Genomic DNA, 16,286 nt, shown 5'->3' with positions numbered 1-16,286 from the left:
AATCAAATATTATAGCAAATATGACAGTCAAATATAGCTATCAGACTTTCTTTAATTGACCAGACAACTTACAGAAAATAGGCATCTAACTTGAGGAAAGGGCAAAAAAACAAGGACCGCCCCGGTTTACACCGGGAACAGTCCTTATCCACTCTATAACAATACAACTTTTAAACGTTATGCCGGTTCTTCACATCTTTCTACATAAGCCAATGCATCTCCCTTATTGACCAAAGCACCCTGTTTGGCACACACCTCAATGATACGTCCGCTAAAGTTGGCCAATACCCTGTCATAAGTATGCCACGGAGTGGCAATATAACAGAATACATCATCCGGCTCATACTTATGCCCTACTTCCGGAGGCATAGAAGGTGACTCCACATCAATTTCCCAAATGATTCTTCCTTTTTCCATCGCGGTTATTGGTTCCGCCTTGGCACGCTTCATTCTCTTCACGTCTTCTTCAGAGAAACCTTGTTTGACTAATGCCGCATCTTTGGCACGTTGCAAATCCTCTTCAAACCTTTTTTTAGCTACCCCCGACTTATAGTCACGATATTGCCTGTCATGCATAGCCAGTTCAAAAAGTTCTTCGTCGTCAGGTCCGAATTCCCATCCATTCTCCAGCATTTCTTTCCGGTACTCTTCAAGCTGATCAGGGTAATTCTTCTGTGGATCTTCATCCGTAAATTCATATCCTTTTTCTTTTGCCAAAGCTATAATTTCGGGATCCAAAGGTCCGGGCAAACGTCCGCTTTTCCCCAGAATCATCCCCCAGGTATTATTATCTATCATACTCCAACGCTCCTCACCCTTCACATGTGCCATTACGTTCATCAATGCCACGTTCTTCACGTACTGGCTAAATGGAGTCACCAACGGAGGATAGCCCAACTTGGGCCACACATATTCTACTTCGTCGAACAGCATCACAAGCAGATCGTCGATGCTGAGCTCAGGTTGATTATTATTCCGAAGTATCATATTGATACCGGCATGTACTCCTTTCAGATCGGCCATCATAGACCCCATCATCCCACCCGGTAAACCACATTTCAACAATAATGAAGACATATGCTTGTTGGTCGGATCCATGAAATAGCCGAGGAAATCATCAATGAATTCCTGTGTCATGGCACGTGCTTTCATATATGCTTTCATGTTGATCTCAGGAACACGGAAACCGGCATCTTTCAACATGGCCTGTACGGAGATCACATCCGGATGAACTTTACCCCAGGATATGGGTTCCATGGCTACGTCAATAATATCAGCACCATTCTCGCAAACTTCAAGAATGGAAGCCATTGATAATCCGGGACCACTATGCCCGTGATATTGAATCAAGACTTCAGGATGACGCTCTTTTATAGCTTTCGTCAATCGCCCTAACATGACAGGACGTCCTACTCCCGCCATATCTTTCAGGCAGATTTCAGGAGCACCGGCCTCAATCAGTTTGTCGGCAATGGCTGTGTAATACTCCACCGTATGTACCGGCGAGAAGGTAATACACAAAGTCGCTTGTGGAATCATTCCCCCCTCAAGCGCATAGTGTATAGAAGGAATAATATTCCTCACTTCATTCAATCCACAAAAAATACGGGTTATATCTACCCCTTGAGCATGCTTGACTTTATACATCAACCGACGGACATCGGCAGGAACAGGATACATCCGCAAACCGTTTAGTCCCCTGTCGAGCATATGGGTTTGTATTCCGGCATCATTGAAGGGTTTGGTAAAAGCCCGTACTGCTTTGTTAGGATTTTCACCATAGAGCAGGTTGACTTGCTCAAAAGCTCCTCCATTGGTTTCCACACGGGCAAAACATCCCATTTCAATAATCAAAGGTGCAATTCGTACTAACTGGTCGACACGGGGTTGGTATTTACCGGACGACTGCCACATGTCCCGATATACGAGACTGAATTTAATTTCCTTTTTCATTGCCGTAAGTTATAAGTGATTTCACATTCATAGGTTAACTTGTCATTACAAATATACTGAGATATCTGACATAAAGACAAAAATCAACCTTAAAAAGTTTCCATAAAAGATATGTTATATATCATATTGTCACAAAAACAAAGGAGCAAGGAGGGGTTCCCTCGCTTACTCCTTCTTTTGCACAACTAAAAATCTACACTAAATCAGTATCTAAAAATCAATCTTTCTAATTATAATCAGTATCACCTTAATTAAACGAAGTCCTTCAATTCCTGTTGCAGTCTCTGCCGGGTAAAAAAGATCCGGCTCTTAACCGTACCGAGTGGCAATTCTAATTTTTCAGCTATTTCACGATATTTAAATCCGGAAACATGCATTGAAAACGGTACTTTATATTCTTTAGGCAACGCATTTACTACACGGTGCATTTCTTTCAAGTCATAGGCTCCTTCGGTACTTTCAAATCCGGAGTCTTGCGGGAGATTCAGATGGAAGAGGTTGTCGGTTTGGTCTACATAAGTTTGGTCACGCACAACTTTGCGGTAATTATTAATAAAGATGTTGCGCATGATTGTATACATCCAGCCTTTAAAATTAGTATCCGGCATAAATTTATCTTCATTATCTAATGCTTTCAATGAAGTTTCTTGTAACAGGTCATTGGCTTCTTCGCGATTGGCTGTGAGTTTATAAGCAAAACGGAGTAACTCTTCTTGTACTCCTATCAGGTCTTTTCTAAAACTTAAACTTTTCATACGTTGCGGTTTTTAAGCGGTTAATATTTCGTTTCTTTCTCGATGATGCAAGTTTAAGGCTTATTTTAGATTTCAGTAGGGTAAATTTCACCAATCTTTGGGGTAAAAACTATCAAATGATAGTTTTTGGGTGCTATTTGACAGTTTTTGGGTGTTATTTCAGAAAGGATTCAATACACTTCGAGAGGTTTGTTTGATAATTAATGTTTTTTATTATGCGCTTTTTGTAAATAGAGACTGAATCACATACCTTTGGATCAAGTTTAACAACGTTAAGAATCAAAAGAATTATGAACTTACTTATCATTTTGGGGATTGTAGTCATCCTCGCCATTATCATTGCTTCCATGTACAACTCGCTGGTAAAACTGAGAAACAACCGTGAAAATGCATTTGCCGACATCGATGTACAGTTAAAGCAACGTCACGACCTTATCCCGCAATTGGTAGATACAGTAAAAGGATATGCATCTCACGAAAAGGATACACTTGAACGCGTCATTCAGGCTCGCAACGGAGCTGTCAGTGCCCGAACAATCGATGAAAAGATTACAGCAGAGAATCAACTTAGTTCCGCCCTCGCGGGATTGAAAATCACCTTGGAAGCTTACCCCGATTTAAAGGCTAACCAAAACTTCCTCCAGTTGCAGGAAGAGATTTCGGACGTAGAAAATAAACTGGCTGCCGTACGCCGCTACTTTAACTCAGCTACCAAAGAACTGAACAATGCAGTACAGACATTCCCTTCTAACTTGATAGCCAACATGTTCGGCTTTCATAAAGAAATGATGTTCGATTTGGGTACTGAACAACGTGCCAATCTGGAAGAAGCCCCGAAAATCAAATTCTAATCCCCAGGAAAGTATATACACATGCAATACGTCGGAATACAGACACAACAGAGCCGGAATAACCTACGTTCCGGCATCTTACTGTTCCTTTTCCCTTGCCTGGTGGCAGTACTGACTTATTTGTTCAGCTACCTGCTCATCACTTTTACCGTGACAGATGATTACGGGCAATACGACACATTGGCAATGACCAATCAAATGTTTATTAACCTGATTCCTTATATTATAGGAGGCGTTCTGGTCTGGTTTATTATTGCCTACTTTGCCAATTCCAGTATTATCAAAGCCGCTACAGGGGCACGACCATTGGAACGTAAAGAGAATAAACGCATCTACAATTTAGTGGAGAATCTCTGTATGTCGCAAGGGATGAAAATGCCTAAAATCAACATAATCAATGACAATTCACTCAATGCGTATGCCAGCGGAATTAACGAACGTACTTATACGGTCACCTTATCAAAAGGAATCATCGAGAAACTCAATGACGAAGAACTTGAAGGGGTCATTGCACACGAGCTGACACATATCCGTAATCACGATGTCCGACTGCTGATTATCTCCATTGTATTCGTAGGCATCTTTTCGATGTTGGCACAAATAGCACTGCGCTCCGTTTATTACTCTTCGTGGACACGCAGCCGGAATGATAAAAACAATGGTGCCATCCTCATCTTGGTTTTAGCCGTGATTGTAGCTGCCATCGGCTATTTCTTTGCCACGCTGATGCGCTTTGCCATCTCCCGCAAACGTGAATACATGGCCGATGCAGGAGCAGCAGAAATGACAAAGAACCCATTGGCTCTGGCCAGTGCTTTAAGAAAGATATCTGCAGATCCCGATATAGAAGCTGTGGAGCGCGAAGATGTAGCGCAGTTATTCATACAACATCCTGGCAAACAGGCTAAAAGCGCATTGAGCGGGCTAAGCGGGCTCTTCGCCACCCATCCGCCAATCGAAAAACGAATTGCCATTCTGGAACAGTTCTAACAGAAATATCCTCCCCATATAGACTCAAAAGTCTTCTTCGCCACAGGTTACACAGATTAAGCATTATGTAAACGACGATTTAAAATTCATTCTGTGTTAATCAGTGCAATCTGTGGTAAGTTTTGACATGCCCTCCTTTTTTATTCTTTGTGAAATCCCATCCGGTAAACACGAAATAATATTAAATCATTTGTCTGCTTTATACATTTTATCTCTTCCGACCGTTATCTTTATGTAAACATCCGAAAAACAATCATTGATATGAAAACAAGCAAATGTATCATCCTTCTGATGTTGCTCATCATCGGAACAGGAGTTTGCCCGCTTCAGGCCCAAAGCCGGAAAGAAAAGAAAGAGCAAAAAGAGCAAACAGTAAAAGAGCTGATCGAATCGGAAAACTACCGGATTGACGTATCTACAGCATACCCACGCCGAGGGCATATGATTCCACTGACCTCAGTTTATTCTGTGGTAGTTCGAAACGATTCGGTCTTTTCACAACTACCCTATTTCGGGCGTGCTTATTCTATTCCCTATGGAGGAGGGCAAGGACTGATGTTCAAGGCTCCGATTGACAAATATAATATGGTCATGGGCAAACGCGGAGCAGCAAAGATAAACTTCACCGCCAGAAACTCCGAAGATCAGTTCAAGTTTAGAATCACTATCTATTCTAATGGTTCGTCCAGCATAGATGTCGATATGCAGAATCGTGAATCAATCAGCTTCTCCGGTGATCTGATACTGCCGGACTAAAATTAGTATAAGTCTACTCCCCTTTCAGGATAGGCAAACAGATCTGATATTTCACAGCCAATGCGCGTACCACAAAAATGCAACAGCCACTGATGACCTGTGTTAAAGCAGCATCAACACCCAGACGGTCGAGTCCCCAATAAATGACTCCGCCAATAACGCATGCCATGGCATAAATCTCTTTACGGAAAATCAACGGAATCTCGTTGATAAACACATCGCGGATTACGCCACCGGCCGCTCCGGTCATTGTGCCCATAATGATGGCCACCCAAAAGGCATAGCCCAAATCGATCGTTTTGCTGATACCAACTACCGTAAATAATGCAAGCCCAATGCTATCGAAGATAAAAAACGTGTTGTGCATATGAATCAGATGCTTCCGGAAAAAGATAACCCACAGAAGGGCCAGCGCCGAACAGATAAGATAAATGGGATTCGTCATCCAGAACGGAGTAACGTCCAGCAATACGTCACGTATAGTACCACCGCCAATGGCAACAGCCACACCGGCTACATAAGCACCAAACCAGTCAAACTGTTTGGCAGATGCAAGACGAATGCCACTAATGGCAAAAGCAAATGTCCCGATAAACTCCAGAATCTGGATAAAGGTCGGAATCTGAAAGATTGTTGGCATATATCAAGTTTTTTGTGTGCAAAGAAACAAATAATTCCGCAAGAAAGTGTACATTTGTTCCTTGAAAATTGTAAGAATACGAAGATGAAGATAACGATTGTTGCCGGGGCTCGCCCTAACTTTATGAAAATCGCCCCTATCACCCGGGCTATCGATGCCGCTAAGGCACAAGGTAAACGCATTTCTTATCGCCTGGTTTACACAGGGATAGAGAATGACACCAGTCTGGATGCATCCTTATTTGCAGATCTGCATATGAAAGCTCCCGATGCCTATCTGGGTGTAAACGGCAATAACCCTACAGAACTTACTGCGGGAATAATGATCGCCTTTGAACGTGAACTGACGGAAAACCCTACGCACGTAGTTCTGGTAGTCGATGACCTCACTGCAACTATGAGTTGTGCGATCGTAGCCAAAAAACAAAATATAAAAGTGGCACATCTCGTAGCCGGCACCCGTTCGTTCGATATGTCCATGCCTAAAGAAGTCAATCGTATGATAACAGACGGACTTTCCGACTATCTGTTCACAGCCGGCATGGTGGCCAATCGTAACCTGAATCAGACAGGAACAGAAAATGAAACAGTCTACTATGTAGGCAACATCCTGATCGATACAATACGGTATAACCGCAACCGCCTGATAAAGCCAATATGGTTCTCTGTCCTGGGACTGAAAGAGCATGAGTACATCCTGCTGACCCTCAACCGCCATGTGCTGCTGAACAACAAAGAAAATCTGCGGAAATTGATAGAGACCTTACTTGAAAAGGCAAACGGCATGCCGATTGTGGCACCACTGCACACTTATGTACGCAATGCGATCAAAACTCTCGACATCACAGCTCCTAACCTGCACATCATGCCCACACAAAGCTACCTCTCTTTCGGGTATCTGATGAACCAGGCAAAAGCCATTATAACAGATTCAGGCAATGTGGCGGAAGAAGCGACCTTCCTGGGAATTCCCTGCATCACCCTCAACACCTATGCCGAGCATCCGGAAACCTGGCGCACAGGCACCAACGAACTGGTTGGTGAAGATCCGGCAGCATTGGCTGCCAGTATGGATAAACTGATGAACGGAGAATGGAAACAAGGCACTCTGCCCGAACGCTGGGACGGACGGACCGCAGAACGAATTGTACAAATATTATTGGGGGAATAATGCCGGATTCCCCCTCCTTACAGGACTCAAAAGATACACAAAAAAGGTTATATAGTCCGTTCAATCAAAAGGAATTTATTACCTTTGCAGTCTCACGATGAGATGAAGTGTGTATGAAACAACAATATTCTAAACTATTAATAGTAGTCTTCCTTATCCTCTCTGCACCACAGGCTTTTGCACAGTTGAAGGGAGTAATCACTGATTCTATTTCACATGAGCCGCTAATGTACATTTCCGTTTTCTATGAAGGAAAAGGCGTAGGCGGTATATCCAATGCTAACGGAGAATATCAGGTAGAAACCCGCAAAGGTTGGAACGAACTGACCTTCTCTGCAGTGGGGTATATCACCAAGAAAGTGAAAATTCCGGCAGGTGCCAAAGAACTGAATGTGGTGCTCTCACCAGATGATGTCATGCTGGACGAGGTGGTGATAAAACCTAAAAAAGAAAAGTATTCCCGGAAAAACAATCCCGCTGTGGAGTTCATGCGAAAGGTCATCGACCACAAGAAAGCTCAGAAGCTGGAAACCAACGACTATTATCAGTACAACAAGTATCAGAAGATGAAGATGTCACTCAATGACGTGACACCCGAAAGCCTTGAAAAAGGAATCTATAAAAAGTTTTCTTTCCTCAAAGACCAGGTTGAGGTTTCGCCTGAAACCAACAAACTGATTCTGCCTATCTCGGTGCAGGAAACGTCTTCCAAAACCATTTACCGGAAGGACCCGGAAAGCAAAAAGACCATAATCGAAGGTATGAACTCCAATGGCGTGGAAGAATTCTTCTCAACAGGTGATATGCTGGGTACCATCCTCAATGATGTATTTGCCGATATCAATATCTATGATGATGATATCCGCCTGTTGCAACGCCGTTTCGTAAGTCCAATCGGAAGCGGAGCCATCTCTTTCTATAAATTCTACCTGATGGACACTGTGATGGTGGATAAAGATAAATGCGTGCATCTCACCTTCGTCCCACAGAACTCTCAGGACTTCGGATTCACCGGACACCTGTATGTACTGGACGACTCTACCTATGCAGTGAAAAAGTGCACCATGAATCTGCCTAAAAAGACAGGAGTAAACTTTGTAGAAAATCTGGACGTCGTACAACAATATGAACAGCTTCCCAATGGCAACTGGGTGCTGACAGACGACGATATGACTGTGGACCTTTTAGTCATGAAAGCTATTCAGGGCATCCAGGTAAAACGAACAACCAAATATAGCAATTATGTCTTCGACCCCATCGAGCCACGACTTTTCCGTTTGAAAGGAAGTGTGATCAAAGAGGCGGACATGCTGACCAAAAGTGACGAATATTGGGCCGGAGTACGCCAGGTGCCTCTAACAAAGACCGAGAGCAGCATGGATCTTTTCATGAACCGGCTGGAACAAATACCCGGATTCAAATATGTGATATTCGGAGCAAAAGCGTTGATAGAAAACTATGTGGAAACCGGGACCAAAGAACATCCGAGTAAGTTTGACTTCGGACCGATCAACACCATGATATCGAGCAATTATGTGGATGGTACCCGTTTCCGTCTCAGCGGTATGACTACCGCCAAGCTGAATCCCCACTGGTTCTTCAATGGATACGGAGCGTACGGACTCAAAGATAAAAAATGGAAATATGAAGGTAATGTGACCTACTCTTTCCGCAAATGCGAATTCTTCCCCTGGGAATTCCCGAAGCATTACATCTCGGCCTCCTACCGCTACGACGTCATGTCGCCAATGGATAAATTCCTCGACACGGATAAGGATAACGTATTCGTAGCGTGGAAAACCACAACCGTCGACCAAATGTCATACGTACGGGACGCCACACTGAGATATGAAATGGAAACTTTATCGGGTTTCTCGGTTGCGGCCATGGCGCGACACCGGGAAGATACTCCGGCAGGCAAGTTGCAATACATCCGCAATGATGCTGCCAAAACCATCGTACCCGATATAACTACCGCCGAATTGGGGCTGACCTTACGTTATGCGCCGGGCGAGACCTTCGTCAATACAAAGCAACGCCGTCGTCCGGTATCGCTGGATGCTCCCATCTTCACCCTCTCCCACACTACCGGATTTAAAGGTGTTTTAGGAGGAGAATATAATTTCAACCTGACGGAGGCAAGTATCTGGAAGCGCTTCTGGCTCTCGTCCTGGGGTAAAGTAGATGTTACCTTAAAAGGAGGTGCACAATGGAATACCGTTCCGTTCCCATTACTTATTTTGCCAGCCGCCAACCTATCGTATATCACACAGAAAGAAACGTTCAACCTGATCAATAATATGGAGTTCCTCAACGACCGTTATGCATCGCTGGCACTCACATATGACATGAATGGTAAACTTTTCAACCGCATCCCGCTGATTAAGAAACTGAAGTGGAGAGAAGTATTCCGTTTCCGCGCTCTATACGGCAACCTGACGGATAAGAATAACCCGTTTAAGAGCAATAATCCGGAACTGTTTGATTTCCCGCAACGGGACGGCAGCTACACCAGCTATGTGATGGATCCGAAAGTACCTTACCTGGAAGCCAGTGTGGGTATTTACAACATCTTTAAATTGTTGCATATCGAATACGTACGCCGTCTGACTTACCTGAACCACCCGGGAATCAACAAACAAGGTATCCGGTTTATGATTCAGGTAGTATTCTGATCCGCCTATCTATCATTCACACTATAAAACCTCAATACGATGAATTTCACAGTACACACCTGCAATGGCATGAAGCTATGGTTGGTTTTTCTTATGTTAAGCAGTGCAATCCATGTTTGCCGGGCGGATTCCCCACGACAAACCATCAACTTCAACCGAGAATGGAAATATTGCCGGGGAGACTTCAAGAGTGCTTCCCGACCGGATTTTGACGATTCCGACTGGGAAAGGACGGGACTTCCCCACTCTTTCAGTACTCCATACTTCATGTCGAAAGATTTTTATGTAGGTTACGGATGGTACCGTAAAGCCTTTCCGATAAAGAAAGAAGTGCTTGGCAAAAGGAGCTTTCTTGAATTCGACGGTGTATTTCAGGAAGCAGAAGTTTTTGTGAACGGACATCGGGCAGGAACCCACCAAGGAGGATATACCGGATTTTCCATTGATATATCGAACTATCTGAAAGAAGGAAAAAACCAGATAGCGGTTCGGGTTAACAACTGCTGGCGACCTGACCTCGCTCCACGTGCAGGCGAACATGTATTCAGCGGAGGCATTTACAGGAACGTACGCTTAGTGATCAAAGAACCGACCTATATCGATTGGTATGGCACATTGGTCACCACACCGGACTTAGGAGAAAAAAAGGGAAAGTCAGGGAGCGTCCACATACGGACAGATGTATGCAATCGTTCCGGAAAAACAGAAACTTACCGACTTCTGACCACTGTTATCGATCCCCGAGGCAAAGAAGCGGCTTCTGTTTCTACATCACAATCATTGCCGGACAACGCAACCTACACATTTGAGCAGCAAACCCGCGAGATTCAAGCACCGGAACTGTGGCATCCCGATCATCCTGCACTTTACAAAGTGGTCAGCTCGCTTTACCACGGAGAAAAATTGATAGACCGCTATGAAACGTCTTTCGGATTCCGCTGGTTTGAATGGACACCGGACCGGGGATTCTTCCTGAACGGGGAACATTATTATTTTAAGGGAGCCAATGTTCATCAGGATCATGCCGGATGGGGAGATGCCGTGACCGAAACCGGTATGCGAAGAGATATCCGTCTGGTAAAAGAAGCCGGCTTCAACCTGATACGAGGTTCGCATTACCCCCATTCACCGGCTTTCTCACAAGCATGCGATGAAATAGGTATGCTATTCTGGGCAGAGAATGCATTTTGGGGAATCGGAGGTCACAAAGGAGATGGCTACTGGAACGCAAGTGCATATCCCGTAAATGAAGCAGACAGGGCAGGATTTGAGAGCAGTGTAAAAGCCCAACTGAAAGAATTGATCCGCATCCACCGCAACCATCCTTCTATTGTTGTATGGAGTATGAGTAACGAACCGTTCTTTACCGCACCCGAAACGATCGACCCGATGCGCAAGTTACTGTCAGAAACCGTCAAACTCTCCAAGCAACTCGATCCAACCCGTCCGGCGGCCATTGGCGGTGCTCAACGTCCGTTGGGAGAGAAACGAATTGACAAGTTGGGTGATATAGCCGGATATAACGGTGACGGTAGCTACATCCCCGAGTTTCAGCAACCGGGCATACCGACGGTAGTTTCAGAGTATGGCAGCACGACAGCCGACCGTCCGGGAGAGTACGATCCGGGCTGGGGAGACTTGGCAAAGAATAATGCGCAAAATGGCTTTGCCTGGCGTAGCGGACAAGCCATCTGGTGCGCATTCGACCACGGGAGTATAGCCGGAAGTGCTCTTGGGAAAATGGGAATTATCGATTATTTCCGGATTCCCAAACGTGCCTGGTATTGGTACCGCAATGCCTACAAAGGGATTGCTCCGCCGAAGTGGCCAGAGGCAGGAACACCTGCACGCATTGCCCTGACAGCCGATCAAACGAACCAGATAAAGACAGACGGGACAGATGACGTTATGTTGTCGGTAACCATTCTGGATGCAGACGGTAAACCGGTCAACAATTCTCCGGCAGTCAGCCTCAACATCATATCCGGTCCGGGAGAGTTTCCTACCGGTACCTCGATCCTATTTGAAAAAGAGAGTGATATCCGTATTCTCGATGGAAAAGCCGCGATTGAATTCCGGTCATACTATGCCGGAGAAACCGTGATACGGGCTACCTCGCCGGGGCTCGAGCCTGCCGAGATCACACTCCGGTTCATCGGAAGCACTCCCTATACCGAAGCCTGTAAAGTGAAAGACCGACCTTATACACGTTTTGAGGTTCAGGATAAAACAGATAACCTGCAAACCTTCGGGCCCAATAATCCGACCTTCTGCAGTTCATCGGCCGACGGACACTCGTCCGCATTTGCTGCCGATGGAGATGGAGCCACCTATTGGCAAGCTGCCGGCAACGACCCGGAACGCTCCTGGACATTGGACACAGAGAAAGGCTTGTCCATACGCCACATCCGAATCGCATTTCCGGATACGGACCATTACCAATACAAAGTGGAGGCATCGATGGATAGAGAGCACTGGACACTTATTCCGGATCAGACCAACTATAAACAAAACGAGAACATTCGGATGATCCAGGTTGTTCCGGGTATACAGGGACGTTTCATACGTATCAGTTTCATCGGAGAAAAAGCCGCTATCACAGATGTACAGGTGATGGGGACGGTGATCGACTAATAAACAGATTCATTACAAATAGATATGCAACCATTAGCGGAAAGGCTACGGCCAAAGACATTAGATGATTATATCGGTCAGAAACACCTTGTGGGACCGGGTGCTATCTTGCGCAAGATGATTGATGCAGGACGTATCTCTTCATTTATCCTGTGGGGGCCTCCGGGAGTCGGTAAAACAACACTGGCCCAGATAATAGCCAATAAGCTGGAAACCCCTTTTTATACACTGAGTGCCGTAACATCGGGCGTGAAAGACGTGCGCGAAGTGATAGATCGCGCCAAAAGCAACAAATTCTTCACTCAGTCCAGTCCCATCTTGTTTATCGACGAAATACACCGATTCAGCAAATCTCAGCAGGACTCGTTGCTGGGAGCTGTCGAGCACGGGACAGTTACTCTGATAGGTGCCACCACGGAGAACCCGTCTTTTGAGGTAATCCGTCCACTCCTCTCCCGTTGCCAGCTCTATACACTGAAGTCTCTGGAGAAAGAGGACCTGCTTGAATTGCTTCAACGTGCCATCACTACCGATACCGTACTGAAAGAACGTAAAATAGAACTGAAAGAAACCAGTGCCATGCTTCGTTTTTCGGGAGGCGATGCCCGCAAGCTGCTGAATATACTGGAACTCGTAGTAGAGTCGGAAACGGAAGAGACCGTAGTTATCACTGACGATCTGGTAACCGAACGCTTACAGCAGAATCCGCTGGCTTATGATAAAGACGGCGAGATGCATTACGATATTATTTCGGCATTTATCAAATCGATCCGGGGCAGCGATCCCGACGGTGCCATTTACTGGCTGGCACGTATGGTAGAAGGAGGAGAAGACCCGGCATTCATTGCCAGACGTCTGGTCATCTCGGCTTCGGAAGACATTGGCCTGGCCAATCCGAATGCACTGCTATTGGCTAATGCCTGTTTTGACACGTTGATGAAAATAGGCTGGCCGGAAGGAAGAATCCCATTGGCGGAAACCACCATTTATCTGGCAACCAGCCCTAAAAGCAACTCAGCCTACAATGCTATCAACGATGCACTGGCATTGGTGCGTGAAACCGGTAACCTACCGGTACCTCTGCACCTGCGCAATGCTCCCACCAAACTGATGAAGCAGTTAGGATATGGCCAGGAATATAAATATGCCCATAATTATGAAGGTAATTTCGTAAAACAGCAATTCCTGCCGGACGAAATCAAGAATAAGCAAATATGGCAGCCCCAACACAACCCGGCTGAACAGAAACATGCCGAACGAATGAAACAACTCTGGGGAAATGAAAAGAACTATTAAACATCTGTAATTGTTTTATTAGATAAAGAGTTATTAATTCAGTATTCAAGTACACAAACTTAATACTTAACACCTAATAATTTATGAAGATAGTAGTTTTAGACGGCTATGCCGCCAACCCCGGAGATCTGAACTGGGATGAATTGAGAACTTTAGGTGAGTGTGAAATCTATGATCGCACAGCCCCCGAAGAGGTGCTTACACATGCGAAGGACGCCGAGGCCATCCTTACCAACAAAGCCGTGATCACCGCAGAGCACATGGCCTCTTTGCCTAACCTGAAGTATATCGGCGTAATAGCCACCGGATATAACATTATTGATATTGCGGCAGCCAAAGAACGCGGTATTGTGGTTACCAACATCCCGGCTTACAGCACTCCATCCGTCGGACAGATGGTTTTTGCCCATATCCTGAATATCACTCAGCGAGTGCAACACTATGCAGACGAAGTGCGTGGAGGGCAGTGGACCCGGAATCAGGATTTTTGTTACTGGGATACCCCGCTTATAGAGCTGTTAGGAAAGAAAATCGGTCTTATCGGACTGGGACAGACCGGATATAATACAGCCCGTATCGCAATCGGGTTCGGAATGAAAGTGTGGGCCTATACCTCCAAGTCACGGCTTCAGTTGCCTCCCGAAATCAGAAAAGCGGAACTCGACCAGATTTTCCGTGAATGCGACATCGTCAGTCTGCATTGTCCGTTAACGGAATCAACCCGTGATCTGGTTAATGCCCGCCGCCTTGAACTGATGAAACCAAACGCCATCTTAATCAACACCAGTCGCGGCCCTTTGATCAATGAACAAGACCTGGCAGACGCCCTGAATAATTATAAGATTTATGCTGCCGGATTGGATGTACTCTCCACCGAGCCTCCACGTGCGGACAACCCATTGCTGACTGCCAGAAATTGCTATATCACCCCGCATATAGCCTGGGCTACTTCCGCCGCCCGTGAACGTCTGATGACCATTCTGGTTGACAACCTGAAAGCATACATCGGTGGAAAACCCATAAACAACGTAGCCAAATAAAGTCAGATATCAAAAAAGACAGGAATACTATCGGGATTCAGAATATATCCCGATAGTTTCTTCAACTCTTCTTCCGCATCCATCACTGCACAAGAATAACCGGCAACAGACATCATCGGCCAATCGTGCATCGTATTACCTACCACCAGAATCTCCCGCAAAGAGATTCCCAATCTCGAACATAGAGTCATCAGTCCATTCTTCTTTCCCGCCCTGCTGTCCACCACTGTCAGCAACCGGCCTTCCTGATACAGTTGATATGCCTCCCCCTCCAATCCGGCCGACAACCGAGTAGCTTCCCGGACAGTAGGCGCAAGCACGGCATACTTAAAGATTTCCCCTTTCCAAGTATAACGAGTGATCCGGCAACCGGGGAAATCAAGAGTCACAGGATGTTCAACCGGAACACATTCAACGGTATCTTCATAACACAGAAAGCCCCCATCGGCAAAAACCCCTCCCGAAAACAAGTCGAACACATCACCAAGCCGCTTCTTGGCGTGTGCCATCGGCAAGGCAGTACTCAGGTACAGAGGTAAGCGACCGGACATATATTTTAGTGCAGAAACGGTACGCCCCGGAATCCTCCCCTGCACATCTGTCAATGTACCGTCAATATCAAAGAATACAGCCCTGACCTTTTTCCTCTCCGGTATACGCCACAATGCCCCTTCTCCCATCATTCTTCTCAGAGGCGTATCCCGCAGATTGCTGAAAGCAATATAGCAATCGCATACTTTACGGAGACAAGAAGGCTGAAGGAGCGAAGCAGAATCATCGTAGAAATTCCCTGTCCGCACCCCACTTCTCGGGCAGGCATACATCCCCCCTTCCCGGTCAACAAACAGACTCTCTCTGCCTCCGGAACAATTATTCAAACATGCTTTTGCGTTCCGCCGATCATAATCGAACAGATTATCCATCTCGTTAAAAAAGCGGACATCTTCCTCCGAAAGCGGCTTCCGTAAACCTTGCATTGCGTTCACAAACAAGTAAACCGACGGATCCAGCAGCAGCCTCAACCTCCGGATCTGTTCCTTTGCCGAAGGATCACCAACCACTCCCGCACAGACCTCAATACCAGCCGCATGCAGTTTTTCTATTTTAGACGCAAAATCTGTGACATCCGCCATCTCAGGATGGTAGCTCCCCCAGAATTTGATTTTGGTGACATCTGCCCGAGCCTCTTCAACTTCATCCAGAAAACGGGAAACTGAAAAGGACAGGTTCGTCTGACAAGAAACCCCGGCCACATGGGGCATGGCAGCCAGACGAATGATACCTTCTCTGTAATACCGATGTATCATCGCTTCTCCATAAGGGATAATCAGAATACGCAACGCCCCATGCTTCCACTGACCGATACGTGAAATAAAACGGTGCAGCGCTTCCCGGTCACCGTCCGTATCGGCAGATGCGGATTTCCTGCCAAACGGACAATACGAACATGTATAATTGCAATATTCCAGACTGCCCCTATAATAGATATTCCGGATAGTACTCAAAGCCCCCATCGTGCAAAGTTG

General features: G+C 45.8%; 12 protein-coding genes. 8 read left to right on the top strand and 4 right to left on the bottom strand.

Annotated elements, in window-relative coordinates:
- Window positions 1-177: 177 nt before the first annotated feature.
- Together G7Y45_RS11665 and G7Y45_RS11660 are read right to left on the bottom strand one after the other, a co-directional pair.
- Window positions 178-1,953 (bottom strand): oxaloacetate decarboxylase, encoded by a 1,776-nt coding sequence (locus tag G7Y45_RS11665; protein ID WP_005808770.1) that lies wholly within the window; start codon window positions 1,951-1,953, stop codon window positions 178-180.
- A 251-nt stretch (window positions 1,954-2,204) separates the two neighbouring features.
- Window positions 2,205-2,708, bottom strand: a complete 504-nt coding sequence (locus G7Y45_RS11660) for an RNA polymerase sigma factor (protein WP_005776700.1) — start codon at window positions 2,706-2,708, stop codon at window positions 2,205-2,207.
- Between the two features lie 290 nt (window positions 2,709-2,998).
- Between G7Y45_RS11660 and G7Y45_RS11655 the strand changes: the two genes are divergently transcribed.
- The 3 genes from G7Y45_RS11655 (at window position 2,999) to G7Y45_RS11645 (ending at window position 5,305) form a co-directional block, all read left to right on the top strand.
- Entirely contained in the window at window positions 2,999-3,559 is a 561-nt protein-coding gene (locus G7Y45_RS11655) for a LemA family protein (RefSeq protein WP_005808774.1), read from the top strand.
- A 21-nt stretch (window positions 3,560-3,580) separates the two neighbouring features.
- Window positions 3,581-4,549, top strand: a complete 969-nt coding sequence (locus G7Y45_RS11650) for a M48 family metallopeptidase (RefSeq protein ID WP_165014493.1) — start codon at window positions 3,581-3,583, stop codon at window positions 4,547-4,549.
- Between the two features lie 261 nt (window positions 4,550-4,810).
- A complete protein-coding gene (locus G7Y45_RS11645) occupies window positions 4,811-5,305 on the top strand; it encodes a DUF4251 domain-containing protein (protein ID WP_005776696.1) in 495 nt (164 codons plus the stop codon).
- Between the two features lie 13 nt (window positions 5,306-5,318).
- On the opposite strand, the gene G7Y45_RS11640 is transcribed toward G7Y45_RS11645, so the two are convergent.
- Entirely contained in the window at window positions 5,319-5,945 is a 627-nt protein-coding gene (locus G7Y45_RS11640; RefSeq protein WP_005776695.1) for a trimeric intracellular cation channel family protein, read from the bottom strand.
- A gap of 84 nt (window positions 5,946-6,029) precedes the next feature.
- Here G7Y45_RS11640 and wecB point away from each other — a divergent pair, with 84 nt between their 5' ends.
- The 5 genes from wecB (at window position 6,030) to G7Y45_RS11615 (ending at window position 14,760) form a co-directional block, all read left to right on the top strand.
- Window positions 6,030-7,115 (top strand): non-hydrolyzing UDP-N-acetylglucosamine 2-epimerase, encoded by a 1,086-nt coding sequence (wecB, locus tag G7Y45_RS11635; protein WP_005776693.1) that lies wholly within the window; start codon window positions 6,030-6,032, stop codon window positions 7,113-7,115.
- A 113-nt stretch (window positions 7,116-7,228) separates the two neighbouring features.
- Window positions 7,229-9,790, top strand: a complete 2,562-nt coding sequence (locus G7Y45_RS11630; protein WP_005808780.1) for a DUF5686 and carboxypeptidase-like regulatory domain-containing protein — start codon at window positions 7,229-7,231, stop codon at window positions 9,788-9,790.
- A 39-nt stretch (window positions 9,791-9,829) separates the two neighbouring features.
- Window positions 9,830-12,424 (top strand): glycoside hydrolase family 2 TIM barrel-domain containing protein, encoded by a 2,595-nt coding sequence (locus G7Y45_RS11625; RefSeq protein ID WP_005819759.1) that lies wholly within the window; start codon window positions 9,830-9,832, stop codon window positions 12,422-12,424.
- 24 nt (window positions 12,425-12,448) lie between these two features.
- Window positions 12,449-13,720 carry a replication-associated recombination protein A gene (locus G7Y45_RS11620; RefSeq protein WP_005808784.1) on the top strand — a complete coding sequence of 424 codons (1,272 nt, stop codon included), beginning with the start codon at window positions 12,449-12,451 and terminating at the stop codon, window positions 13,718-13,720.
- A gap of 83 nt (window positions 13,721-13,803) precedes the next feature.
- Entirely contained in the window at window positions 13,804-14,760 is a 957-nt protein-coding gene (locus G7Y45_RS11615; RefSeq protein WP_005776688.1) for a D-2-hydroxyacid dehydrogenase, read from the top strand.
- Between the two features lie 2 nt (window positions 14,761-14,762).
- On the opposite strand, the gene G7Y45_RS11610 is transcribed toward G7Y45_RS11615, so the two are convergent.
- Window positions 14,763-16,274 carry an STM4011 family radical SAM protein gene (locus G7Y45_RS11610; RefSeq protein ID WP_065739683.1) on the bottom strand — a complete coding sequence of 504 codons (1,512 nt, stop codon included), beginning with the start codon at window positions 16,272-16,274 and terminating at the stop codon, window positions 14,763-14,765.
- Window positions 16,275-16,286 lie beyond the last annotated feature (12 nt).

It is taken from the genome of Bacteroides sp. ZJ-18 (genome assembly GCF_011038705.2).
In the GTDB taxonomy this organism is placed as follows: domain Bacteria; phylum Bacteroidota; class Bacteroidia; order Bacteroidales; family Bacteroidaceae; genus Bacteroides; species Bacteroides hominis.
The sequence above is the reverse complement of the archived record's forward strand: the minus strand, read 5'-3'. Positions and strand labels throughout refer to the sequence as shown.

What these genes read in the sequence shown, in the direction of transcription:
- G7Y45_RS11615 (WP_005776688.1), top strand. Translation starts at nt 13,804, where the DNA reads ATGAAGATAGTAGTTTTAGACGGCTATGCCGCCAACCCCGGAGATCTG.
- G7Y45_RS11610 (WP_065739683.1), bottom strand. Translation starts at nt 16,274, where the DNA reads ATGGGGGCTTTGAGTACTATCCGGAATATCTATTATAGGGGCAGTCTG.
- G7Y45_RS11640 (WP_005776695.1), bottom strand. Translation starts at nt 5,945, where the DNA reads ATGCCAACAATCTTTCAGATTCCGACCTTTATCCAGATTCTGGAGTTT.
- G7Y45_RS11625 (WP_005819759.1), top strand. Translation starts at nt 9,830, where the DNA reads ATGAATTTCACAGTACACACCTGCAATGGCATGAAGCTATGGTTGGTT.
- G7Y45_RS11630 (WP_005808780.1), top strand. Translation starts at nt 7,229, where the DNA reads ATGAAACAACAATATTCTAAACTATTAATAGTAGTCTTCCTTATCCTC.
- G7Y45_RS11665 (WP_005808770.1), bottom strand. Translation starts at nt 1,953, where the DNA reads ATGAAAAAGGAAATTAAATTCAGTCTCGTATATCGGGACATGTGGCAG.
- G7Y45_RS11620 (WP_005808784.1), top strand. Translation starts at nt 12,449, where the DNA reads ATGCAACCATTAGCGGAAAGGCTACGGCCAAAGACATTAGATGATTAT.
- wecB (WP_005776693.1), top strand. Translation starts at nt 6,030, where the DNA reads ATGAAGATAACGATTGTTGCCGGGGCTCGCCCTAACTTTATGAAAATC.
- G7Y45_RS11645 (WP_005776696.1), top strand. Translation starts at nt 4,811, where the DNA reads ATGAAAACAAGCAAATGTATCATCCTTCTGATGTTGCTCATCATCGGA.
- G7Y45_RS11660 (WP_005776700.1), bottom strand. Translation starts at nt 2,708, where the DNA reads ATGAAAAGTTTAAGTTTTAGAAAAGACCTGATAGGAGTACAAGAAGAG.
- G7Y45_RS11650 (WP_165014493.1), top strand. Translation starts at nt 3,581, where the DNA reads ATGCAATACGTCGGAATACAGACACAACAGAGCCGGAATAACCTACGT.
- G7Y45_RS11655 (WP_005808774.1), top strand. Translation starts at nt 2,999, where the DNA reads ATGAACTTACTTATCATTTTGGGGATTGTAGTCATCCTCGCCATTATC.